This window comes from Pseudomonas alkylphenolica (genome assembly GCF_016009175.1).
GTDB lineage: Bacteria > Pseudomonadota > Gammaproteobacteria > Pseudomonadales > Pseudomonadaceae > Aquipseudomonas > Aquipseudomonas alkylphenolica_B.
The window spans coordinates 1-24,062 of record NZ_JADUCM010000037.1; the positions used below are offsets into that span (position 1 = coordinate 1).

Below are 24,062 nucleotides of genomic sequence, written 5' to 3' on the forward strand. Positions count from 1 at the left end.
GCAGTGAACCGGGTAGATAACGTGTTCGGTGACCGCAACCTGTTCTGTGCTTGTGTACCGGTGGACGACTATCGGTGAGGCAAGGATCGCCCGCCAGCCCGCGCCCGCCACCCCCCGCCCCGGGGGCGGCAAGCGTGGCGGGCGATGGCCTGCAGCGCAGGCCCAATCCCGGGTCAGTGGGCTTCCCCAGCCTTCAAGCCCGCTGGCAGTTTGCGCGTCATCATCACCGCCACCATGCTGATCGCCAAGCCAATGCCAACGAAGTGGAAGGCATCGTTGTAGGCCATGATCATTGCTTGCTGGTGGGTGATTTCACTCAGTTTGCCCAGTGCCGCATTGTCGCTGCCCAGGCGTTCCGCGAGTTGCGTCAGGCGCTCGGCCACCTGCGGGTTGGTGGGTACAATCGACTCGCGCAAATAATCGAAGTACACCTTGGTACGTGCATCCAGCAGGGTCGCCAGCAAGGCAATGCCGATGGCGCCGCCCAGGTTGCGCAGGATGTTGAACAGGCTCGAGGCCGAGCCGGCATCCTGGGGCAGGATGTAACTGGTGGCGATCAACGAAATGGTCACCATGATCATCGGTTGCCCAAGCGCGCGGATGATCTGGATCTGGTTGAACTGCTCGCCGGCAAAGTCCGGGTTGAGCACCCCGGAGCTGAAGCTGGCCAGGCCGAAAAGGCCAAAGCCCAGGGTGCAGAGGATTTTCGGTGAAATCACCTTCATCAGTTGCGGCACCAGCGGGATCAGGAACAGCTGCGGAATCCCCATCCACATGATCACTTCGCCAATCTGCAGGGCGTTGTAGTTCTGGATCTGCGCGAGGTACAGCGGCAGCAGGTAGATCGACCCGTACAAGCCCACCCCCATCCCCAGGCTGGCAATGCTCGACAGGCCGAAGTTGCGGTTGCCGAGAATGCGCAGGTTGATCAGCGGGTTGGGTTTGGAAAACTGCACGATCACAAAGGTGATCAGGCTCAGCAGGGCGATGCTGCCCAGGCCGACGATCAGGCTCGACTCCAGCCAGTCCTTGCGGTGGCCTTCTTCAAGGAACACCTGCAGGCAGCCCAAACCCACGCCAAGCGTGACGATGCCGGCGTAGTCGGTGCTTTTCAGCAGTTCCCAGTGTGCTTCCTTTTTTTCCAGGCCATACATCAGGCCGGCGATCATCAGCAGGCCGGGCGGGATGTTGATGTAGAAAATGTATTCCCAGCCCCAGTTTTCGGTCAGCCAGCCACCCAGCGTTGGCCCGATGGACGGGGCGAAGGTGGCGGTCATGGCAAACATCGCCATGCCCTTGGCGCGATGGTGCTCGGGCAACTTGATCAGGGTCAGGGTAAACGCCAGTGGAATCAGTGCGCCACCGGTAAAGCCCTGCATGGCCCTGAAAATGATCATGCTTTCCAGGTTCCAGGCCATGGAACACAACAGCGACGACACCAGAAAGCCCAGTGATACCCATACCGCCAGGCGCCGTGCCGAGAGCAACTGCACCAGCCAGGCGGTGAGCGGGATCATGATGATCTCGGCCACCAGGTACGAGGTGGAGATCCACGAGCCTTCTTCCAGCGTCGCCGAGAGGGCGCCCTGGATGTCTTTGAGCGAGGAGTTGGTGATCTGGATGTCGAGCACCGCCATGAAGGCGCCGAGCATCACACTCATCACTGCGATCCAGTCGCGTCGGCTGGGCTCGCCGACGGGACGGATCAGCGCATCACCGGCCATGGTCGGCGGTATCCCGGATGTCTACGGTCGCGGTGACCGACATGCCCGGACGAATCCTCCCTTGCAACGGGTTATCGGCAGCGAAGGTCAGCTTGACTGGAATGCGCTGCACCACCTTGGTGAAGTTGCCGGTGGCGTTATCCGGTGGCAGCAGGCTGAACTGCGCGCCGGAGGCCGCGAACAGGCTGTCGACACGGGCCGCGATCGGGGTGTCGGGGTAGCTGTCGAACACCAGTTCGGCGTTTTGCCCGGGTTGCATGTGGCCAATCTGGGTTTCCTTGAAGTTGGCCTGAATCCAGATGGCTTCGTCCGGGACAATCGACAACAGGTAGGCGCCGGCCTGAACCACCTGACCATTGCGGGCGGCGCGCTGGCCGATCATGCCGCTGATCGGTGCACGGATTTCGCTGCGGGTCAGGTTCAGCTCGGCCTGGGCCAGGTCGGTACGTGCATTGACGATCTGCGCATCCAGACGCTTGATTTCAGCGGTCAGGGCATTGACCTGCTGACGCTGGCCTTGCAGGTCGGCCTGGGCCTTGCTCACTTGGGAGCGGGCGACATTGTTTTCCGCCGACAGAGTGGTGACCCGCTCTTCGGAGACGAAGCCTGGCTTGCGCAGGGCTTCGGCGCGGGTCAGGTCCAGTACGGCGCGGCCCAGTGTGGCCTGATTGGCGGCGACCTGGGCCTGACCGGCGGCGATCATGCTGGCTTGCTGGGTGAGGCGGCTTTCGGCTTGCAGGCGCTCGGCCTGGCGGGTGTCGAGGGCGGCGCGGGCACGGTCTACGGCCAGACGAAAATCATCCGGCTCGAGGCGTACCAGCAGGTCGCCCTTGGCCACATGCTGGTTGTCCTGTACCAGCACTTCGTCGATGCGAGCGCTAAGCTGGCTGGACACGCGGGTGATTTCGCCCTGCACATAGGCGTTGTCGGTGCTTTCGTAGAAGCGCCCTTTGAAGTACCAGTGGGCAAGAAAGGCGAGGGCAATCAGCAGGACCAGCGTGAGAAAAACCAGCAGGCGGCGTTTGAGTTGAGCGGGCATGGGTACCATCGTTCCAAAAATGTAAGCAAATTTAACCGTGTTTGGATCCGCATCCACAAGGGGTGATTGCGCCCATTGCTGGAGCCCGATGCCCGCTCCCTGTTAACATCCTGCCTTTGTTTCATCTCTAGTTCGAGACAGTCCATGACCACCGTTCGCACGCGTATCGCGCCTTCGCCTACTGGCGATCCCCATGTCGGCACCGCCTACATCGCCCTGTTCAACTACTGCTTTGCCAAGCAGCACGGCGGCGAGTTCATCCTGCGTATCGAAGATACCGACCAGCTGCGTTCGACCCGCGAGTCGGAACAGCAGATCTTCGACGCCCTGCGCTGGCTCGGCATCGAGTGGAGCGAAGGTCCGGACGTCGGCGGCCCGCATGGCCCGTACCGGCAGAGCGAGCGGGGCGATATCTACAAGCAGTACGCCCAGCAACTGGTCGACATGGGCCACGCGTTCCCGTGCTTCTGCACCGCCGAAGAGCTGGATCAGATGCGTGCCGAGCAGATGGCCCGCGGCGAAACCCCGCGCTACGATGGCCGCGCCTTGCTGCTCTCGGCTGAAGAAGTGCAGCGCCGCCTGGCCGCAGGCGAGCCGCATGTGATCCGCATGAAGGTGCCGAGCGAAGGCGTCTGCGTGGTGCCGGACATGCTCCGTGGCGATGTCGAGATCCCGTGGGATCGCATGGACATGCAGGTCCTGATGAAGACCGATGGTCTGCCGACCTACTTCTTGGCCAACGTCGTCGATGACCACCTGATGGGCATCACCCACGTGTTGCGTGGCGAAGAATGGCTGCCGTCGGCACCGAAACTGATCAAACTGTACGAATACTTCGGTTGGGAACAGCCGACCCTGTGCTACATGCCGCTGTTGCGTAACCCGGACAAGAGCAAACTGTCCAAACGCAAGAACCCGACCTCGGTGACGTTCTACGAGCGTATGGGCTTCATGCCGGAAGCCATGCTCAACTACCTGGGGCGCATGGGCTGGTCGATGCCGGACGAGCGTGAAAAGTTCTCCCTGGCGGAGATGGTCGAGCATTTCGACCTGTCGCGGGTTTCCCTGGGCGGGCCGATCTTCGATATCGAGAAGCTGTCCTGGCTCAACGGCCAGTGGCTGCGCGACCTGCCGGTGGAAGAGTTTGCTGCGCGCGTGCAGAAGTGGGCGTTCAACAGCGACTACATGATGAAGATCGCGCCACATGTGCAGGGCAGGGTAGAGACCTTCAGCCAGATCGCCCCGCTGGGTGGCTTCTTCTTTGAAGGCGCGCTGAAACTCGATGCCAAACTGTTCGAGCACAAGAAACTGTCGGCCGATCAGGTGCGCCAGGTTATCCAGTTGATCCTGTGGAAGCTGGAAAGCCTCCGTCAGTGGGAAAAAGACCGTATCACCGGTTGCATCCAGGCGGTGGTCGAAGCGCTGGAGCTGAAGCTGCGTGATGCCATGCCGCTGATGTTCGCGGCAATCAGTGGCCAGGCAAGCTCCGTGTCGGTGCTCGATGCCATGGAAATCCTTGGCCCTGACCTGACCCGCTACCGTCTGCGTCAGGCGCTGGATTTGCTCGGTGGTGTGTCGAAGAAAGAGAACAAAGAGTGGGAGAAGCTGTTGGGCACTATCGCCTGACAGCGGATCGCGTTGTGATTCTGTAGGAGCGGATTCATCCGCGATGGGCCGCACAGCGGCCCCCAATTGGGACTGCCGCGCAGTCCATCGCGGATGAATCCGCTCCTACAGGCACCCGCCTGCAACCCCCGTTTTTGCGGGCTGAAACCGGGGCAGGGTGGTAAGTGGTTGTTATCTCGGAAATTTTTTTTGAATTTTGTTGAAAATATATTTGACAGGTTCGCCATCCGATCTTAATATGCGCCCCGTCCACAGCGATGAACGAAACGAAACGCGAAGCACCCAGCCAAGCGATTCAGTTCAGAGCGACATTGTGGGGCTATAGCTCAGCTGGGAGAGCGCCTGCATGGCATGCAGGAGGTCAGCGGTTCGATCCCGCTTAGCTCCACCAAATTCCGATTCGTAGTCAGCTACACTGACTGCGAAGTCAACCGGGTTCCAGCAGCCGGGTTGTCAAGGTAAGAAGGTTCGTCCCCTTCGTCTAGTGGCCTAGGACACCGCCCTTTCACGGCGGTAACAGGGGTTCGAGTCCCCTAGGGGACGCCAGTTTTACACAAGCGACATCGAAAGAAGTCGCTGGGCCGCGAGGCTAGAAATCTGGGGCTATAGCTCAGCTGGGAGAGCGCCTGCATGGCATGCAGGAGGTCAGCGGTTCGATCCCGCTTAGCTCCACCAATTTTGCCAGGATTCGTGAAAACGGATCTGTACGAAGGTTACAAGTCCCCTTCGTCTAGTGGCCTAGGACACCGCCCTTTCACGGCGGTAACAGGGGTTCGAGTCCCCTAGGGGACGCCATTTTACCCACTTTGTGGGATTTCAAGGCTCATTCGATTATTGAATGAGCCTTTTGTTTTTGCCCCGAAAAAAGTTTTCCTTTCCTTTTTTCCTCCCTCTCGATCTCGACGCGACAAGCGGACAGAAAAAACGCTTGCGGAAAAATATGATGAGAATAATATTCTACTCATAATATTCGGAGGCCGGTCATGAACGACAAAAAAGCGAAAACCCGCGAGCGGATTCTCGATGCAGCCTGCAGCGCGCTGATCCAGCACGGGCCTGCCGAGCCCAGCGTCAACCAGGTCATGAGCGCCGCCGGGCTGACGGTGGGTGGCTTCTACGCGCACTTCGACAGCAAGGATGCGTTGATGCTTGAAGCCTTCAGCCAGCTGTTGGCCGAGCGCCGGGCCTTGCTGGCCGAGGTCGATCCGAGCATGAGCGGTGAAGAGCGCCGCGCGCTGGTGGCCGCGTTCTACCTGTCGCGCAAACACCGCGACGCCACCGAGCGGGGCTGCCCGCTGCCGACTGCCCTGGGCGAGATGGCGCGCCTGCCTGACGCCTTTCGCCAAGTACTGGCCGATCACCTGGAGCTGATGATGGCCAACCTGGCGGACAGCCCGGAAGACGCCGACAAAGTGCTGGCCGACATGGCCCTGATGATCGGCGGCCTGACCCTGGCCCGTGCCTTTGGCACTGGCGAATTGTCTGACCGTATCCTGCGTGCCGCCAAGTCGGCGGTTGTCTGAACGAGCGAGAGCCCCGGAGCGAAGCGATGAATACCTTGAGCTGGATTCGTAGCGTCAACGGCACCCTTGGACGGCTGGCGCCAGAGCACATTGCCGGCAAGATGCACCGCGCCTTCCTGACTCCGCGCAACCTGCCGCCGCGTGAGTGGGAGTTGCCGCTGCTGGCACGTGCCGAGCGCATCACCCTGCGTTTTGGCTTGTCCGCGCTGCGCTGGGGGCAAGGGCCGACGGTGTTGTTGATGCACGGCTGGGAAGGGCGGCCCACCCAGTTCGCGAACCTGATCGAAACGCTGGTGCAGGCCGGCTATACCGCCGTGTCGCTTGAAGGCCCCGCTCATGGCCATTCGCCGGGCAATCAGGCGGATGTCGTGCTGTTCGCCCGGGCCCTGCTGGAAGCGGCGGCGGAGTTGCCGCCCTTGAAAGCGGTGATCGGTCACTCGATGGGCGGCGCTAGCGTCATGCTCGCATTGCAGTGGGGGCTGCGTGCCGAAGCGGCCGTTAGCGTTGCGGCGCCGGCGCAGTTGCTGGGTGTGCTGCGGCGTTTCGCCAAGCACCTGGGGCTGCCGACACGGGCGCGTGCCGCCTTTGTGCGCCAGGTCGAACGGGGCGTTGGCATACCGCTCGGCCGCCTGGACGTCAGCGGCTATCAACTGGACATTCCCGCGCTGATCGTACACGCCGAAGACGACCGCCTGGTGCCGGCCAGCGAGGCCCAGGTCATCCACCAGGCATGGTTCGACAGCCGCCTGTTGCTGCTGCCGGAAGGCGGGCACCAGCGGGTTCTGTCCGACCCGCAGGTGATCGAAGGCGTGCTGGCGCTACTGGCGCATCGTCATTCGCCGGCGCGGCAATTGGCCTGAGCATCCGTTACACTCATGCCCGTTCACCACAGACCTGGAGCGGGCATGAGTTGGGATCTGGCAACACCGTTCACGATCGATCTGCGCGTCGCTGCCGATGACATCGATGGCCTCGGCCACGCCAATAACGCGGTTTATGTCACCTGGCTGGAGCGCTGCGCCTGGAGGCATTCCCAGCGCCTGGGGCTGGATCTTGCCGAATACCGGCGCCTGGACCGGGCGATGGCAGTGGTACGTCACGAAATTGATTACCTCGCCAGCGCCTATGAAGACGACGAGTTGCAACTGGCCACCTGGATTGTCGACTGGGATCAGCGCCTGAAGATGACCCGGCGATTCCAGCTGGTACGCCCCAGTGACGGCACCACTTTGCTGCGCGCGCAAACCACCTTTGTCTGCATCGAGTTATCCACAGGGCGACCCAAGCGTATGCCGGCTGAGTTCATTGAGGGTTATGGACAGGCGCTGATGACCGGAGCGCTGTAGTGCGCGGATTTTGCTAGACTGCGCGCCTTTTTGCCCGAGATGCCACCCATGCAAATTGCCCTGGCCCCGATGGAGGGGCTGGTCGACAACATCCTTCGTGACGTACTGACCCAAGTGGGCGGCATCGACTGGTGTGTCACTGAATTCATTCGCGTCTGTGACCGGCTGTTGCCTGCGGCGACCTTCGACAAACTCGCACCCGAGTTGAGTCAGGGCGCGCAGACCGCAGCCGGGGTGCCGTTGCGCGTGCAATTGCTCGGTTCCGATCCCGTTTGTCTGGCGGAAAACGCGGTATTGGCCTGTGAGCTGGGCGCGCCGGTAATTGACCTGAACTTCGGCTGCCCGGCCAAGACGGTGAATAAGTCCCGTGGCGGGGCGGTGCTGCTCAAGGAGCCGGAACTGCTTCACGCCATCTTGCGCGAAGTGCGCCGCGCGGTCCCTGCGCACATACCGGTCACCGCCAAGATGCGCCTGGGCTTCGACAGCCCTGACGGTGCCCTGGATTGCGCGCTGGCCTTGGCCGAAGGCGGCGCCGAGCAACTGGTGGTGCATGCGCGAACCAAGGTTGATGGCTACAAGCCGCCCGCGCACTGGGAGTGGGTGGCGAAAGTGCAGGACGTGGTCAAGGTGCCGGTGTACGCCAACGGTGAGGTCTGGACCCTGGACGATTGGCGGCGCTGCCGCGAGGTGAGCGGTGTCGAAGACATCATGCTCGGTCGTGGCCTGGTGTCGCGCCCGGACCTGGCGCGGCAGATTGCAGCGGAGCGCGACGGTGTCGAGTTCGTGCCGATGGATTGGCAGAGCCTGTTGCCGCTGATCCAGGACTTCTGGCTTCAGGCCCGGGCGCAGATGACCCCGCGTCAGGCACCGGGGCGCTTGAAGCAATGGGTGGCAATGTTGACCCGCACCTACCCCGAGGCGGTGGCATTGTTCACCGAACTGCGCCGCGAAACCGACTGTGATCGGGTGGGGCAATTGATCGGCATGCCGGTCAGCGAGGCGGCCTGAAAAATTTTTTCAGGGGTGCTTGAAAAGCAGGCGAGGGTCCTTATCTAAGGAGTACGCGATGCCGAAGTCGGGTCGCGTTACTAAACAACCTCGCTGATTTTCAGGAGATGCATCATGACTACTGCTTTTTCTCTGGCTCCACTGTTCCGTCATTCCGTAGGCTTCGACCGTTTCAATGACCTGTTCGAATCTGCGGCGCGTAATGAGGCGGGTAGCAGCTACCCTCCCTACAACGTTGAGAAACATGGCGAAGACCACTATCGAATCGTCGTTGCTGCAGCCGGCTTCCAGGAGCAGGATCTGGATCTGCAAGTTGAAAAAGGCGTGTTGACCGTCACTGGCGGCAAACGTGAAAGCAACGGTGAAAGCGTTACCTATCTGCATCAGGGCATTGCCCAGCGGGCGTTCAAGTTGTCCTTCCGCCTGGCCGACCATATCGAAGTGAAGGCGGCGGGCCTGGCCAATGGTTTGCTCAGCATCGATCTGCTGAGAATTGTGCCGGAAGAGGCGAAAGCCAAACGCATCCCGATCAATGGGGATAGCAAGCCTGCTCTGAACTGAGTGAGGTGATGTTGTAAAAGAGGGCACCTTCGGGTGCCCTTTTTGTTGGGGGCTCAATCCGGACTCTACAGCGCAGGCATTTCCAGCAACATCCGCCGAAATTCCCCCAGCGGCAACGGCCGGCTATGCAAATACCCCTGATACAGGTGGCAGCCCAGCCGTTCCAGAAACTCCAGCTGTTCGGACAACTCAACCCCCTCGGCAATGACCGCCAGCTCCAGGCTGCGCGCCATGGCGACGATCGCCCGGACGATTTCGGCATCGTTGGGGTCCACCGGCGCGTCGCGCACGAACGACTGATCGATCTTCAGGGCATCCACCGGGAGGCGCTTGAGGTAGGTCAGCGATGAATAACCGGTCCCAAAATCATCCATGGCAAAGCTCACGCCATAGCGTTTGAGCTCGCGCATTTTGTTGATGGTGTCTTCCAGGTTCTGGATGACAATGCCTTCGGTGATTTCCAGCTTGAGCATTTTGTACGGCAGGCTGAAGTCGTCGAGGCTGCGCAATACGCGTTCGACAAAGTCGTTCTGGCGAAACTGCCGTGGGCTGATGTTCACGCACAGGCTGAAATCGTCCATGTCGATCAAGTGGTCACGCAGCATTCCGGCGCAGGCGTCGCAGGCTTCGTCGAGTATCCAGCTGCCCACTTCGAGAATCAGGCCGCTCTCTTCCAGTACCTGGATGAACTGCGCAGGTGGCTGTTGGCCCAGTTGCGGGTGGTGCCATCGCAGCAGCACTTCGGCGCCGATGATGCGGTTGTCGCGGGCATCGACCTGGGGCTGAAAGTGCAGGGCGAGTTCACCGCGGGCCAGGGCCATGCGCAGGTCACTTTCCATGCGCAGGCGCTCGCTGGCGGCCTTTTGCATGGTGGTGTGGAACAGCTGAGTGGTGTTGCGCCCGGAATCTTTGGCCCGGTACAGGGCAATATCGGCACGCTTGAGCAGGTCGGCCGGGGTGGTGCCGTGGTCGGGAATCAGCGCCACGCCGATGCTGGGAGTTACCTGCAGGCGCTGGCCATCCAGCGACATCGGCTCGGCCAGCAGTTCGCGCAGGGTGTCGGCCAGGCCGCGGACTTTCTCCGTGACCTCGTCACGGCTGCCTTCAAGGCCACTGAGCAGCACGACGAATTCATCCCCGCCCAGGCGCGCCACGGTGTCTTCCAGGCGCACGCTGGCTTCGAGGCGGGCGGTGATGATCTTCAGCACCGTGTCGCCGACCGGATGGCCGAGGGAGTCGTTGATGTGCTTGAAGTGGTCAAGGTCGAGAAATAACAGGGCGCCGCGCAGGTTGTGGCGCTTGAGCAAGGCGATCTGCTGGCTCAGGCGGTCCATCAGCAGGGCGCGGTTCGGCAGGTTGGTCAGCGGGTCGTGGTAGGCCAGGTGGCGGATTTGCGCCTGGGCGTTCTTCAGCTGACTGACATCACGGGCAGTCAGCAACAGGCATTGTGTTTCGTTGAGGGTAATCGGTTCGATCGAGACTTCAACGGTGAGGATCTCGCCGCGCTTGTTGCGCCCGAGCATCTCGCGGTGGTGTACCCGGCCCTTGTCCTTGAGTTCACTGATGAGGGTTGTGCGCTGCTTGTCGTCGGCCCAGATTCCGATTTCGCTGGCGGTGCGGCCAAGCACTTCGTCGGTGCTGTAGCCGGTCAAGCGGCAGAAGCCGTCATTGACCTCCAGGTAACGGCCGCTTTCAAGCTCGGTAATGGTGATGGCGTCGGGGCTGGAATGGAACGCCTTGGCAAACTTCTCTTCGCTGGCTTTCAGTGCAGCTTCGGCGCGCTGTTGCTGGGTGATGTCGCGCAGGGTGGTGACGCTGCACGGTTGTTCCTCCACGGTGATCAGCCGGCTGGATATCACACAGGTCAGGGGCTGGCCGTCCTTGTGGTTGATCACTACGGCGACATTGTTCAGGGCCTCGTCGCGAATGACCTGTTCGATACGCCGCGCGCGCTCGGGAGAGCCGGCCCACAGGCCTATTTCTTCCGCGGTACGGTTGATGACCTGGCTGGCGTCCCAGCCAAAGATCTGGGTGAACGCCGGGTTGATCTCGATAAACTGACCGGTGTCCTGGCGCGTCACGCAAATCGGGTCGGGACTGGCCTGGAACAGGCTGGCGAATTTTTCCTCCGAACTGGTCAGGCGCTGTTCACGTTCGACCTGTTCGGTGATGTCGAGCAGGGTGCCGGCCATGCGCAACGGGTTGCCCTGTTCATCGCGGTACAACCGCGCTCGGCTCTCGATGTAGCGTGAGGCACCGTTCTCCAGCTGGATCCGGTAGGTGATCTGGTAGTTGCCGGCCGGCCCCTCACGCAGGCTGCGGTAGGCCTTGCGCATGGAATTGCGCTCATGTTCCGGAACCCCCTCGAAGAACGCTTCGAACGACTCGTGGAAGGGTACCGGGTCGAGGCCGTGCAGTTCCGCGGCGCGGGCCGAGCCGTAGAGCATGCCGCTGGGAATGTGCCAGTCCCAGGTACCCAGCTGTGCGGAATCCAGGGCCAGGTCCAGGCGCTCCTGGCTGTCTTTCAAGGCCTGCTCGGCACGTTTGTGCTCGCTGGTGTCGACGAAGGTACTGAGCAGGTAGACCGTACCTTCGAACTCGATGCTCTGGGCGCTGAGAATGCCGTCGTGCACCTTGCCGTTGCTGGCGCAAAACTGCACTTCCAGGGTCACCGGGCCGCTGTTGTCGCGGGTGGCGTCGAGCACGGCATGGCGCTGCATCGGGTTGGCCCACAGGCCGAGCTCGATGGTGGTCTTGTTGATGACCTGATGACCCGGCCAGCCGAGAGTCTTTTCAAAGTGCTGGTTGACCTCGTAGATCAGGCCGTCGGATCGGCGGGTCAGCAGGACGACGTTGGGGCTCAGGTGAAACAGGGTGGCGAAGCGCTTTTCCGAATTGATCAGCGCGGTCTCGCGCTCGCGCTGGCGGGTAATTTCGCGGATCACCCCAACCATCTGCGGCCGACCGTGTTTGTCCTTGACCAGGCTGCCGTTGATTTCCAGCCAGTGCAGGCTGCCATCGGGCCAGTAGATGCGGTGGCGCAAGGCTTGCTCCACCGGTTCGCCGCTGATGATTGCATTGAAGGCCTGCAAGGCGCGGGCGCGGTCTTCGGGGGGCAGCAAATCCAGATAGTCGACATCGTTGGGCAGCGGCTGTTGGGGGTCGAATCCAAACAGTGCCTGGGTGCCCCTGGACCAACTGATCTGACCGGTTTCAATATCCCAGAACCAGGCGCCCAGGCGCGCGCCATTCAACGCCGACAGCAACTGCGGCGCGTTTTCCCAGGTCTGCTCCAACGCCTGGGGGTCTGCCGCATGGATGCGCGGCAGGCGCGGAAAGCGATTTGCTGATTTGGGCATCGGTTACCAGACCTTTGGCGGGTGACGCGTCCTTGAGAGTCGTACTGACCGGGTTTTACCTCGTTGGATCAGGGCTGCCTTGCGTGGCTGTCGAGCAAGGCCATGAAGGCTTTGGCCGCATTCGATAACGTTCGTTCAGTGTGCAGAATGTAGCCTAGCTGGCGGGACAGCTGTATGCCGGGCAAAGCGATAGGCGCAACTTGCTCATCGAGCATAGTACGCGGCAGTACACTCCACGCCAGGCCGATCGAAACCATCATTTTTATGGTTTCCAGGTAGTTGGTGCTCATGGCGATGTTGGGCGTCAGGCCCTGGGCCTCGAACAGGCGTTGCACGATGTGGTGGGTGAATGTATTGCCGCCAGGGAACACTGCCGGGTGATGGGCGACATCGGCCAGGCTCACGGCGCCGTTGCTCGCCAGCGCGTGTTCGGGGGCGGCGACGAAGTCCAGCGGGTCGTCCCACACCGGTACCGCACGGACCAGATTGTGCGGCTCCGGCGCCAGGGTAATCACGGCGATTTCTGCACGGCCATGGAGAATTTCATCGTAGGCCGCTTCCGAATCGAGAAACTGAATATCCAGTGCCACCGCCGGATACTGTCGGGTGAACGTGCGTAGAACCGGCGGCAAGCGGTGCAGGCCGATATGGTGACTGGTCGCCAGGGTCAGACGACCTGCCACTTCGCCGGTAAGATTGGTCAGGGCGCGGCGAGTGTCATCCAGTACGTTGATGATCTGGTAGGCCCGAGGCAGGAGCGCGCGGCCAGCTTCGGTGAGATTGACTTCGCGCCCGAGGCGGTCGAACAGGCGTACATCCAGCTGCTGCTCCAGGCCAGCAATACGTTTGCTGATGGCCGGCTGGGTGAGGTGCAGGCGTTCGCCGGCCCCGGAAAAGCTGCCGGTTTCAGCCACGGCGATGAAGGCATTGAGGTTGGCGACGTCCACGGCTTACGTATTCCCTTTGGTTATCCAAAGCATAAAAATTATGAATTTGAGTTATCCAATCTAACCGCATAGCATCGTCCGTACAAGCCAAGTGGTTATTGGCATAGAAAGACGCTGATGAGGAACAGTCTGATGGCCGGCAAAACGCTCTACGACAAGCTCTGGGATTCGCATTTGGTCAAACAGCGCGACGATGGGTCGGCGCTGATCTACATCGACCGTCACATCATTCACGAAGTGACGTCGCCGCAAGCCTTCGAAGGCCTGCGCCTGGCCAACCGCAAACCCTGGCGCATCGATGCCAACATCGCCACGCCTGACCACAACGTACCGACCACGCCGGAGCGCAAGGGCGGCATCGACGCCATTGTCGACCAGGTGTCGCGCCTGCAGGTGCAGACCCTCGACGAAAACTGCGACGAGTACGGCATCACCGAATTCAAGATGAACGACGTGCGTCAGGGCATCGTTCACGTTATCGGCCCGGAGCAGGGCGCGACCTTGCCGGGCATGACCGTGGTCTGCGGCGACTCGCACACCTCCACCCATGGCGCTTTTGGTGCTCTGGCGCATGGCATCGGTACTTCGGAAGTCGAGCATGTGCTCGCCACCCAGTGCCTGGTGGCCAAGAAAATGAAGAACATGCTCGTGCGTGTCGAAGGTCAGTTGCCGTTTGGCGTGACCGCCAAAGACATCGTGCTGGCGGTGATTGGCAAGATCGGCACCGCCGGTGGCAACGGCCACGCCATGGAGTTCGCCGGTAGCGCCATCCGCGACCTGTCGGTAGAAGGGCGCATGACCATCTGCAACATGTCCATCGAAGCGGGCGCGCGGGTAGGTTTGGTCGCGACCGATGAGAAGACCGTCGCATACGTCAAAGGTCGCCCGTATGCGCCGAAGGGCGAGCAGTGGGCGCAGGCGGTAGAAGCCTGGAAAGACCTGGTGTCCGACGCCGACGCCGTGTTCGATACCGTGATCGAGCTCGACGCCGCGCAGATCAAGCCGCAGGTCAGCTGGGGCACTTCGCCGGAAATGGTGCTGGCGGTTGACCAGCGCGTACCGGACCCTGCTGCCGAAGCGGATCTGGTCAAGCGTGGTTCCATTGAGCGCGCCTTGAAGTACATGGGCCTGAGCGCCAACCAGGCAATCACCGACATCCAGCTGGACCGCGTGTTCATTGGCTCGTGCACCAACTCGCGGATCGAAGACCTGCGCGCTGCCGCCGAGATCGCCAAAGGTCGCAAGGTGGCCTCGACCATCAAGCAAGCCATCGTCGTGCCGGGCTCGGGCCTGGTCAAAGCCCAGGCCGAGAAAGAAGGCCTGGACAAGATCTTCGTTGAAGCCGGCTTCGAATGGCGTGAACCGGGCTGCTCCATGTGTCTGGCAATGAACCCGGACCGCCTGGAGAGCGGCGAGCACTGTGCCTCGACCTCCAACCGTAACTTTGAAGGCCGTCAGGGTGCTGGCGGCCGTACCCACCTGGTGAGCCCGGCCATGGCTGCCGCCGCCGCTGTCACCGGCCGTTTTGTCGATGTACGTGAGTTGATCCAAGGGAGCGCAGCATGAAAGCCTTTACCCAGCACACCGGCCTCGTCGCGCCTTTGGACCGTGCCAACGTCGACACCGACCAGATCATCCCCAAGCAGTTCCTGAAGTCGATCAAGCGCACCGGCTTTGGTCCGAACCTGTTTGACGAGTGGCGTTACCTGGATGTCGGCCAGCCGTACCAGGACAACAGCAAGCGTCCGAAGAACCCGGACTTCGTCTTGAACCACGACCGTTATCAGGGTGCCAGCGTTTTGCTCGCCCGTGAGAACTTCGGTTGCGGTTCCAGCCGTGAGCACGCGCCATGGGCACTGGAAGAATACGGTTTCCGCAGCATCATCGCGCCGAGCTATGCCGATATCTTCTTCAACAACAGCTTCAAGAACGGCCTGTTGCCGATCATCCTCAGCGATGAGGAAGTCGACGAGTTGTTCAAGCAGGTTGAAGCCGACCCAGGCTATCAGTTGACCATCGACCTGCAGGCGCAGACCGTAACCCGCCCTGACGGCAAGGTCCTGAGCTTCGAGATCGACGCCTTTCGCAAGCACTGCCTGCTCAACGGCCTGGACGATATCGGCCTGACCTTGCAGGACAGTGATGCAATTGCCACCTTCGAAGCCAAGCACCGTGCCAGCCAGCCATGGTTGTTTCGTGACGCTTGATTGATTGACGCCATCGCTGGTGCTGCCAGCGATCAAGGCCAAGGAGATCGTGATGACCAGCACCCGCCATGAGGATGTCGTCCAGCGCCAGTTTGGCGAGCAGGCCAATGCCTACCTGAGCAGCGCCGTGCACGCCCAGGGCAGCGAGTTCGCCTTGCTCCAGGCTGAGCTGGCCGGCCAGGGCCGGGCACGTGTGCTGGACCTTGGCTGTGGTGCCGGGCATGTCAGTTTTCATGTCGCACCGTTGGTGCGCGAAGTGGTGGCTTACGACCTGTCGCAACAGATGCTCGACGTGGTGGCAGCCACCGCCGACGAGCGGCAGTTGGGCAATATCGTCACCGAATGCGGTGCTGCCGAACGCCTGCCGTTCGCCGATGCCAGCTTCGACTTTGTCTTCAGCCGCTATTCGGCGCACCACTGGAGCGACCTGGGCCTGGCCCTGCGTGAAGTACGCCGGGTGCTCAAACCCGGCGGCGTCGCCGCGTTCATCGACGTGATGTCGCCGGGCAGCCCGCTGCTCGACACCTATTTGCAAAGCGTCGAAGTGCTGCGCGATACCAGTCATGTGCGCGACTACTCCGCTGCGCAATGGCTGCAGCAAGTGAGTGACGCTGGCTTGTTCATCCGCAGCCATAGCCGTCAGCGCTTGCGCCTTGAGTTCCGTTCCTGGGTAGAGCGCATGCGCACACCGCAGGTAATGTGTGACGCCATACGCCATTTGCAGCAGGCGATGGGCGAAGAAGTACGGCAGTATTACCAGATTGAAGCCGACGGCTCGTTCAGCACCGATGTTCTGGTGCTCTGGGCCGAGCGCTGATTATTTTTCCGGCAGGCCATTGCGGCGTGTCGCTTGAGTCGAACAAGAGGAACCCATGAGCAAGCAGATTCTGATTCTCCCAGGTGATGGCATTGGTCCGGAAATCATGGCCGAAGCGGTCAAGGTGCTGGAGTTGGCCAACGACAAGTTCCAGCTCGGTATCAGCCTGTCCCATGACGTGATCGGTGGCGCAGCCATCGACAAGCACGGCGTGCCGCTGGCGGACGAGACCCTGGAGCGCGCGCGCCAGGCTGACGCGGTGCTGCTGGGCGCCGTGGGTGGCCCTAAATGGGACAAGATCGAGCGCGACATCCGACCGGAGCGCGGCTTGCTGAAGATCCGTTCGCAACTGGGCCTGTTCGCCAACCTGCGTCCGGCGATCCTATACCCGCAACTGGCAGATGCCTCCTCGCTCAAGCCAGAGATCGTTGCCGGCCTGGATATCCTCATCGTTCGCGAGCTGACCGGCGGCATCTACTTCGGCGCCCCGCGCGGCACCCGCGAGCTGGAAGGCGGCGAGCGTCAGTCCTACGACACCTTGCCGTACAGCGAGAGCGAAATCCGCCGTATCGCCCGTGTCGGTTTCGACATGGCCCGTGTCCGTGGTAAAAAACTCTGCTCGGTGGACAAGGCCAACGTTCTGGCATCCAGCCAGCTGTGGCGCGAAATCGTCGAGGAAGTGGCCAAGGACTACCCGGATGTCGAACTGAGCCACATGTACGTCGACAACGCGGCCATGCAGCTGGTGCGTGCGCCCAAGCAGTTCGACGTGATGGTCACCGACAACATGTTCGGCGACATCCTGTCGGATGAGGCTTCCATGCTCACCGGCTCCATTGGCATGCTGCCGTCTGCGTCGCTGGATGCCAGCAACAAGGGCATGTACGAGCCGTGCCACGGCTCCGCGCCAGACATCGCCGGGCAAGGCATTGCCAACCCGTTGGCAACCATTTTGTCGGTGTCGATGATGCTGCGTTACAGTTTCAATCAGCAGGCAGCAGCCGAAGCTATTGAAAAGGCGGTCAGCCTGGTGTTGGATCAGGGCTTGCGCACCGGCGACATCTGGTCGGCCGGTTGCAGCAAGGTAGGCACGCAGGAAATGGGCGACGCAGTAGTCGCAGCGCTGCGGAATCTGTAATCTCTCGGGCCCGCTGCTGTTTTTCCATGTGAAGCAGCGGCCCACTTTTTAGCAAAGGTGTAGTTGCGATGAAACGTGTAGGTCTGATCGGTTGGCGCGGTATGGTCGGTTCCGTGCTCATGCAGCGGATGCTGGAAGAGCAGGATTTCGATCTTATTGAGCCGGTGTTCTTCACCACCTCCAACGTAGGTGGCCAGGGTCCGGCTGTGGGCAAGGATATTGCGCCACTCAAGGACGCTTACAGCATTGAAGAGCTCAAGACCCTCGATGTGATCCTGACCTGTCAGGGTGGCGACTACACCAGTGAAGTCTTCCCCAAGCTGCGCGAAGCCGGCTGGCAGGGCTACTGGATCGACGCGGCTTCCAGCCTGCGTATGCAGGATGATGCAGTCATCGTGCTGGACCCGGTCAACCGCAAGGTGATCGACCAGCAGCTCGATGCCGGTACCAAGAACTACATCGGCGGCAACTGCACCGTCAGCCTGATGCTGATGGGCCTGGGTGGCCTGTTCGAAGCGGGTCTGGTCGAGTGGATGAGCGCCATGACCTATCAGGCGGCTTCCGGTGCCGGTGCGCAGAACATGCGCGAACTGATCCGTCAGATGGGGGCCACTCACGCAGCGGTCGCCGATGACCTGGCCAACCCGGCCAGCGCCATCCTCGACATCGATCGCAAGGTCGCCGAGGCCATGCGCAGCGAAGCCTACCCGACCGAAAACTTCGGTGTGCCACTGGCGGGCAGCCTGATCCCGTGGATCGACAAAGAGCTGCCTAACGGTCAGAGCCGCGAAGAGTGGAAGGCCCAGGCCGAAACCAACAAGATTCTCGGTCGTTTCAAGAGCCCGATCCCGGTCGACGGTATCTGCGTGCGCATCGGCGCCATGCGTTGCCACAGCCAGGCGCTGACCATCAAGCTGAACAAAGATGTACCGATCGCCGATATCGAAGGCATGATCAGCCAGCACAACCCATGGGTTAAGCTGGTGCCGAACCAGCGCGAGATCAGCATGCAGGAGCTGAGCCCGACCAACGTTACCGGTACCCTGAACATTCCGGTGGGTCGTTTGCGCAAGCTGAACATGGGTTCGCAGTACCTGGGTGCGTTCACCGTAGGTGACCAGTTGCTGTGGGGTGCGGCCGAACCGCTGCGCCGCATGCTGCGGATCCTGCTGGAGCGTTGATCGCTGCGGTGAGTTGAACAAAGCCCGTGCTGGTAACAGCGCGGGCTTTTTGTTTTCCTGGGGGCATCGTGGATTTATCCATGGTAGGCACAGTAGAGCCCTGAGTGAAATCCAAGTACAGTGCCGCTCCCGTCGTTCCAGCAGAGGATTTTTCCATGAGCCAGCCTATTGATATCGCCGTGATCGGTGCCACCGGTGCTGTCGGTGAAGCCCTGGTACAGATCCTCGAAGAGCAAGACTTTCCAGTGGGTACCTTGCACCTGCTGGCCAGCAACGAATCTGCCGGCAGCGGTGTGATGTTTCGCAGCAAAAGCCTGCGTGTGCGCGAAGTCGACAGCTTCGACTTCAGCAAGGTCAAGCTGGCCTTTTTCGCCGCAGGCCCGGCAGTCACCCGCAGTTTTGCCCCGCGCGCCCAGGCGGCGGGGTGTGCGGTGATCGACCTGTCCGGTGGTTTGCCCGCCGAACAGGCGCCAGCATTGGTGCCCGAGGCCAATGCACAGCGCCTTGACAGCCTGTCAGTGCCGGTTCAGGTGAGCAGCCCGAGCGCAGCGGCCGTGGCGCTGGCGGTGACCCTGGCACCGCTCAAGGGCTTGCTCGACATCGAGCGGATCAACGTCACCGCGTGCCTGGCGGTGTCGGCCCAGGGCCGTGAAGCGGTCAATGAACTGGCCCGGCAGACCGCCGAGCTGCTCAACGCGCGCCCGCTGGAGCCGCGCTTCTTTGACCGGCAAATGGCGTTCAACCTGTTGGCGCAGGTCGGTGCCAGCGACGCCGAGGGCCACGGTACCCTGGAGCGTCGCCTGGTCAGCGAGTTGCGCGAAGTGCTGGGCTTGCCGGCACTGAAGATTTCCGTGAGCTGCATTCAAGTCCCGGTGTTTTTCGGCGATAGCTACAGTGTGTCGGTACAAAGCCGTGAACCGATTGACCTGGCGGCAGTCAATGCAGCGTTGGAGGCAGCGCCGAGCATTGAACTGGTCGAGGAGGGTGATTATCCGACCCCTGTTGGTGACGCAGTCGGACAAGACGTGGTCTATGTTGGACGTGTACGTGGCGGAATCGACGACAGTGAACAGCTCAATCTGTGGCTGACTACCGACAACGTGCGCAAAGGCGCGGCGTTGAACGCCGTGCAGCTGGCGCAATTGTTGATAAAACAAGTTGTGTAAAAGATACTTGCAGATAATTTTTACCGGGATTTTTCCCGGGTGCCGGGGACGGTTCATTCAAAGGAAGAGGTCATGCTTCGAATTCGCAAACTGGTCTTAGCAATTGCCGCAGCGTCGGCGCTGTCGTCCGGTATGGCGCATGCCCTCGGCTTGGGTGAACTGACCCTTAAGTCGGCGCAGAACCAACCGCTGGATGCGGAGATTGAACTGCTTGATGTGCGCGACCTTACCGCGGCCGAACTGGCCCCGAGCCTGGCCCCGGCCGAAGAGTTCGCCAAGGCCGGCATCGAACGCCAGCCCTTTCTCAATGACTTGATCTTTACACCAGTCATCAATCCCAACGGCAAGAGCGTGCTGCGGGTGACGTCCAGTCAGCCGTTGCCGGCGCCGATGGTCAAGTTCCTGGTGCAGGTGATGTGGCCTAGCGGGCGGTTGCTGCGTGACTACAGCGTGTTGGTCAACGCTGCAGCGTTGCCGGGTGCCAAGCCCGAGTCGGCGATCAATCCGGCGGTCAGCGCTGCTTCCAGCTACACCACGGTGCGTCGCGACACCTTGTGGGAGATCGCCTCGAAAGCCCGTCAGGGCGGGTCGGTGCAGCAAGCGATGCTGGCCATTCAGGCCTTGAACCCGGATGCCTTCATCAACGGCAATATCAACTTGCTGAAAACCGGCCAAGTGTTGCGTATGCCCGATCAACAGCAGGTCATGAGCATTCCTCAGGGCCAGGCTGTGACCGAAGTGGCCGAGCAGTATGCGGCCTGGCGTGAAGGTCGGCGTTTGGGGCCACGCGCGCGGCAACTGGACGCGACCCGTCGCACCGGTACCGAGGCGGCACCGGCGCGCATTGCCCAGCAGGACAACCTGCGCCTGGTGGCACCCGAAGGTAAAACTGCCGGTGGCAGCAAGGCGGTCAGCGACAAGCTTGCCGTTGCCCAGGAAAACCTCGACACGACCAAACGCGACAATGCCGAGCTGAAAAGCCGCATGACCGATCTGCAGAGTCAGCTGGACAAGCTGGAACGCCTGATCGCCTTGAAGAATGATCAATTGGCCAAGCTCGAAGCCGAGGGCGCTGCTGATCAGGAGGCGTCTGCAGACGCAGCGCCACCTGCCGTCAACGCGCAGCTTCAACCGGTGCCGGCTGAACCTGTACCGGCCGAGCCGGTGGTGACCCCGGCCCCGGCAGCGGTCGACGCGGCCACGCCGGAAGCGGCCGAGACGGCACCTGCCAGCTCCAGCAAAGTGCTTGACGACATCCTTGGCAACCCGGTGTTGCTGGCGTTGATCGCAGGCTCCGCCTTGCTGGTGTTGCTCCTGCTGCTCTTGCTGTTGGCGCGCAAGCGCAAGGCTGACCAGGAAGCGGAAAAGCACCTGCGCATGGCCCGTGCACTGGCCGAAGAAGGCGAGCGTGGCCCGGATCTGGACCTGCCACCGAGCAGTTTCGACGGCCTTGAAGTCCCGCCGCCGAGTGTCACCCTGTCGCCTGCCGTTGGCGCCGCGTCGGCGGCGGCTGCCAGTGCTGCCGAAGCACCAGTGGCTGAAACCCGGCCTGAGGTGAAGCCGACCGAGCCGCAGCCCATGGCTGCACCGCTGGTAGCCCCGGCAGCCAACGCGACGCCGGAACCGACCGGTGATGCGTTGCTTGACGAGGTCGAGCTAAGCATTGCGCGCGGTCGCCTCAACCATGCAGCCGACCTGCTTGAGCCCGCCGTTGAAGCTGCGCCGCAACGAAGTGACCTGCGCCTGAAGCTGATGGAGGTGTATGCGCGTCAAGGTGACCGTGATGCGTTTGTCGGGCACGAGCGCCAACTGATCGCTACCGGCCAGAACCACGCCGACGTCGAATCCCTCAAGAGCCGTTTCCCGGCCATGGCGGCATTGGCAGTCGCCGGTGGTGTGGGGGCGGCCGCCCTGGCTGCTGAGCTCGATGCCCAGTACGTTCAGGCGTTGTTGAACGATGAGCCGGCGGTCGAGCCAGAGGTTCAACCGGAGCCAGAGGTTCAGCCGTCGCCCGAACTCGAACCCGAAGCGATTGCCGCGCTGGAGCCTGAATTGGAGCCGGTTGTCGAAGATGACCTGGACAGCGCCTTTGACTTAAGCCTGGATGATGACCTGCAAGGTCTGGAACTGGATGCGCCACAACTCGAAGAGGCGCCTGCAGTGGCTGAGGAGGTCGTCGTTCCGGAACCTGTGGTCGACACAGCGGTTGTCGAGCCGTCAGTCGACGTGCAAACCGAGGCGGCGCCCGTCACCCTTGACGACCTGTCTGACTTCGACCTTGATGTTCCGCTCGAGCAGTCGGCCGCGCAGCCGGTCAGTGAGCCGATCGATATCGCTGCAGAGCTTGCGGCTTTCGACGAAACGATGCCGGAGTTCGACCCGCTGAGCGAGCTGGAGCTGCCGGAAGACTTCGACTTGTCGCTGTCGCTGGACGATGAATCCGATGCGGCCAAGAGCTTTGCGTCCGAACTGGATGATGTCAACGCCGAGCTCGACAAGCTGTCCCAGAGCCTGGAGCAGCCGTCCATCGAACCGCACTTTACTGCCGAAGATGCCGCGTTGAGCGACGATCTGGGTGACGACCTGGAGTTTGACTACCTGGGCGGCGCCGATGAGGCGGCAACCAAGCTTGACCTGGCCCGCGCCTACATCGACATGGGCGACCATGACGGGGCCCGCGACATTCTCGACGAAGTGTGTAAAGAGGGTAACGATACCCAGAAGCAGGAAGCCGAGGAGATGCTCTCGCGTCTGGTCTGAGTCCTGCCCTTGTACGTCCGAGGGCTGCCCGGGGGGCGGCCGTTGTCGTTATAATTCCCGCCATCTGCTAAATCGACAGGCTGTATCTTCTTGGAAACTATTGATAACACGGTTGCCGAATCGGCGGCCGAAGGCTTCTTTCGCATTGCTCTGGGCGTCGAATACAAAGGCTCGCGCTACCGGGGATGGCAGCGCCAGGCCGATGGCGTGCCGAGCGTTCAGCAAACCCTGGAAGAGGCTTTGTCCAAAGTTGCCGATTCGCCTGTGACGCTGCTGTGCGCCGGGCGCACCGATGCGGGCGTGCATGCCTGTGGTCAGGTGGTGCACTTCGATACCCAGGTGGTGCGCAGCATGAAGGCCTGGACCATGGGCGCCAATATCAATTTGCCCCACGACATCAGTGTGAGCTGGGCCAAAGAGATGCCTGCGCATTTTCATGCGCGCTTCAAAGCCATTGCGCGGCGTTACCGCTATGTGATCTACAACGACCAGATCCGCCCTGCGCATCTGGGGCAGGAAGTGACCTGGAACCACCGGCCGCTGGATGTCGAGCGCATGGCGCTGGCCGCCGAGTACCTGGTGGGAACACACGACTTCAGCGCATTCCGTGCCGGTCAGTGCCAGGCCAAGTCGCCGATCAAGAACCTTCATCACCTGCGGGTGACGCGCCACGGCAAGATGATTGTCCTGGACATTCGCGCCAGTGCCTTCCTGCACCACATGGTGCGCAATATCGCCGGCGTGCTGATGACCATTGGTGCCGGCGAGCGTCCGGTGGAATGGGCCCGTGAGGTGCTGGAAAGCCGCGAGCGTCGCACGGGCGGGGTAACCGCTCACCCGTTCGGTCTTTATCTGGTGCAGGTGGAGTACCACGACGAGTTCGCCTTGCCCGAGCGTTACATTGGCCCACACTTTCTCACCGGTTACGAGTCGCTGGCGGCTGACGACCCACACGCCATTTGCTAACATCCGGAGCTCTCAAGATCAGCCGAGGTTCACAGGGTATGAGCGCCGTTCGCAGCAAAATCTGTGGTATTACCCGCATCGAGGATGCGCTGGCCGCAGCCGAGGCGGGGGCGGACGCCATTGGCCTGGTGTTTTATGCCAAAAGCCCGCGGGCGGTGAATGTGCAGCAGGCGCGGGCAATCATTGCCGCGTTGCCACCCTTCGTCACCACAGTGGGTCTGTTCGTCAATGCCAGCCGCTGCGAACTGGGCGAAATTCTCGAAGCGGTGCCGCTGGACCTGCTGCAATTTCACGGCGATGAAACCCCGGCCGATTGCGCGGGTCATAACCGACCATGGATCAAGGCGTTGCGGGTGCGCCCGGGGGATGACCTCGAGGCCGCCTGCAAGCTGTACAACGAAGCCAGTGGCATCCTTCTCGATACCTATGTTGCCGGGGTACCGGGCGGCACGGGTGAAGCCTTCGACTGGTCGCTGGTGCCGGAAAAGCTGAGCAAGCCGATTATCCTCGCCGGTGGGCTGTCACCCGCCAACGTTGCCAGCGCCATTGCCCAGGTTCGCCCGTATGCCGTGGACGTCAGCGGCGGGGTCGAGCAGGCCAAGGGCATCAAGGATGCCGCACTGATCGACGCCTTTGTCGGGGCGGTCAAGCAGGCGTGATAAGGTCTGTTGTTGCGGATGTGACGGCTGGCCGC

The 24,062-nt window shown here is 61.6% G+C and carries 20 protein-coding genes and 4 tRNA genes; 20 read left to right on the top strand and 4 right to left on the bottom strand.

The window, feature by feature from the left end:
* A partial coding sequence (locus tag I5S59_RS26800) for a hypothetical protein (RefSeq protein ID WP_420066471.1) occupies window positions 1–78 on the top strand: 78 nt, incomplete at its 5' end.
* A 95-nt stretch (window positions 79–173) separates the two neighbouring features.
* Here I5S59_RS26800 and I5S59_RS22925 read toward each other — a convergent pair.
* Together I5S59_RS22925 and I5S59_RS22930 are read right to left on the bottom strand one after the other, a co-directional pair.
* On the bottom strand, window positions 174–1,664 hold the full coding sequence (locus I5S59_RS22925; protein ID WP_197878636.1) for an MDR family MFS transporter: 1,491 nt from the start codon (window positions 1,662–1,664) through the stop codon (window positions 174–176).
* A gap of 49 nt (window positions 1,665–1,713) precedes the next feature.
* A complete protein-coding gene (locus I5S59_RS22930; protein WP_197878610.1) occupies window positions 1,714–2,763 on the bottom strand; it encodes an HlyD family secretion protein in 1,050 nt (349 codons plus the stop codon).
* A gap of 144 nt (window positions 2,764–2,907) precedes the next feature.
* Between I5S59_RS22930 and gltX the strand changes: the two genes are divergently transcribed.
* From gltX to I5S59_RS22980, 10 genes are all read left to right on the top strand, one after another.
* On the top strand, window positions 2,908–4,389 hold the full coding sequence (gltX, locus tag I5S59_RS22935) for a glutamate--tRNA ligase (protein WP_038608639.1): 1,482 nt from the start codon (window positions 2,908–2,910) through the stop codon (window positions 4,387–4,389).
* 315 nt (window positions 4,390–4,704) lie between these two features.
* A tRNA-Ala gene (locus I5S59_RS22940) sits at window positions 4,705–4,780 on the top strand.
* Between the two features lie 79 nt (window positions 4,781–4,859).
* A tRNA-Glu gene (locus tag I5S59_RS22945) sits at window positions 4,860–4,935 on the top strand.
* Window positions 4,936–4,988: 53 nt separating this feature from the next.
* A tRNA-Ala gene (locus tag I5S59_RS22950) sits at window positions 4,989–5,064 on the top strand.
* Window positions 5,065–5,108: 44 nt separating this feature from the next.
* Window positions 5,109–5,184 (top strand) — tRNA-Glu (locus I5S59_RS22955).
* Window positions 5,185–5,372: 188 nt separating this feature from the next.
* Window positions 5,373–5,912, top strand: a complete 540-nt coding sequence (locus I5S59_RS22960; protein ID WP_128326034.1) for a TetR/AcrR family transcriptional regulator — start codon at window positions 5,373–5,375, stop codon at window positions 5,910–5,912.
* Between the two features lie 26 nt (window positions 5,913–5,938).
* Window positions 5,939–6,772, top strand: a complete 834-nt coding sequence (locus tag I5S59_RS22965) for an alpha/beta fold hydrolase (protein WP_197878611.1) — start codon at window positions 5,939–5,941, stop codon at window positions 6,770–6,772.
* Window positions 6,773–6,817: 45 nt separating this feature from the next.
* Window positions 6,818–7,258, top strand: coding sequence for an acyl-CoA thioesterase (locus tag I5S59_RS22970; RefSeq protein WP_197878612.1), 441 nt, complete (start codon window positions 6,818–6,820; stop codon window positions 7,256–7,258).
* Window positions 7,259–7,306: 48 nt separating this feature from the next.
* Window positions 7,307–8,266 (top strand): tRNA dihydrouridine synthase, encoded by a 960-nt coding sequence (locus tag I5S59_RS22975; RefSeq protein WP_128326037.1) that lies wholly within the window; start codon window positions 7,307–7,309, stop codon window positions 8,264–8,266.
* 114 nt (window positions 8,267–8,380) lie between these two features.
* Window positions 8,381–8,827: an Hsp20 family protein gene (locus I5S59_RS22980; RefSeq protein ID WP_128326038.1), complete on the top strand. Its 447-nt coding sequence runs from the start codon at window positions 8,381–8,383 to the stop codon at window positions 8,825–8,827.
* Between the two features lie 65 nt (window positions 8,828–8,892).
* Here the strand turns inward: I5S59_RS22980 and I5S59_RS22985 are convergent, their stop codons facing one another.
* Both I5S59_RS22985 and I5S59_RS22990 read right to left on the bottom strand, forming a co-directional pair.
* Window positions 8,893–12,186 (bottom strand): EAL and GGDEF domain-containing protein, encoded by a 3,294-nt coding sequence (locus tag I5S59_RS22985; RefSeq protein WP_197878613.1) that lies wholly within the window; start codon window positions 12,184–12,186, stop codon window positions 8,893–8,895.
* A 68-nt stretch (window positions 12,187–12,254) separates the two neighbouring features.
* The gene (locus I5S59_RS22990; protein ID WP_128326040.1) at window positions 12,255–13,133 is read right to left on the bottom strand and encodes a LysR family transcriptional regulator; all 879 of its coding nucleotides are present in this window, start codon (window positions 13,131–13,133) and stop codon (window positions 12,255–12,257) included.
* Between the two features lie 132 nt (window positions 13,134–13,265).
* On the opposite strand from I5S59_RS22990, the gene leuC reads away from it, so the two are divergent.
* From leuC to I5S59_RS23035, 9 genes are all read left to right on the top strand, one after another.
* Window positions 13,266–14,699 carry a 3-isopropylmalate dehydratase large subunit gene (gene leuC / locus I5S59_RS22995; RefSeq protein ID WP_197878614.1) on the top strand — a complete coding sequence of 478 codons (1,434 nt, stop codon included), beginning with the start codon at window positions 13,266–13,268 and terminating at the stop codon, window positions 14,697–14,699.
* Window positions 14,696–15,340, top strand: a complete 645-nt coding sequence (gene leuD / locus I5S59_RS23000) for a 3-isopropylmalate dehydratase small subunit (protein WP_128326042.1) — start codon at window positions 14,696–14,698, stop codon at window positions 15,338–15,340. Before leuC ends, leuD begins: the two co-directional genes overlap by 4 nt.
* 52 nt (window positions 15,341–15,392) lie before the next feature.
* Window positions 15,393–16,157 (top strand): class I SAM-dependent methyltransferase, encoded by a 765-nt coding sequence (locus I5S59_RS23005; RefSeq protein WP_197878615.1) that lies wholly within the window; start codon window positions 15,393–15,395, stop codon window positions 16,155–16,157.
* A 55-nt stretch (window positions 16,158–16,212) separates the two neighbouring features.
* Complete coding sequence (leuB, locus tag I5S59_RS23010; RefSeq protein ID WP_197878616.1) at window positions 16,213–17,295, top strand: 3-isopropylmalate dehydrogenase; 1,083 nt, start codon at window positions 16,213–16,215, stop codon at window positions 17,293–17,295.
* A 68-nt stretch (window positions 17,296–17,363) separates the two neighbouring features.
* Complete coding sequence (gene asd / locus I5S59_RS23015; RefSeq protein ID WP_128326044.1) at window positions 17,364–18,476, top strand: aspartate-semialdehyde dehydrogenase; 1,113 nt, start codon at window positions 17,364–17,366, stop codon at window positions 18,474–18,476.
* Window positions 18,477–18,631: 155 nt separating this feature from the next.
* Entirely contained in the window at window positions 18,632–19,642 is a 1,011-nt protein-coding gene (locus I5S59_RS23020; RefSeq protein ID WP_197878617.1) for an aspartate-semialdehyde dehydrogenase, read from the top strand.
* A 72-nt stretch (window positions 19,643–19,714) separates the two neighbouring features.
* Window positions 19,715–22,402 (top strand): FimV family protein, encoded by a 2,688-nt coding sequence (locus I5S59_RS23025; protein ID WP_197878618.1) that lies wholly within the window; start codon window positions 19,715–19,717, stop codon window positions 22,400–22,402.
* A gap of 90 nt (window positions 22,403–22,492) precedes the next feature.
* A complete protein-coding gene (gene truA, locus I5S59_RS23030; protein WP_197878619.1) occupies window positions 22,493–23,368 on the top strand; it encodes a tRNA pseudouridine(38-40) synthase TruA in 876 nt (291 codons plus the stop codon).
* Between the two features lie 38 nt (window positions 23,369–23,406).
* Window positions 23,407–24,027 (top strand): phosphoribosylanthranilate isomerase, encoded by a 621-nt coding sequence (locus I5S59_RS23035; protein WP_197878620.1) that lies wholly within the window; start codon window positions 23,407–23,409, stop codon window positions 24,025–24,027.
* The last annotated feature ends 35 nt before the right edge of the window (window positions 24,028–24,062 follow it).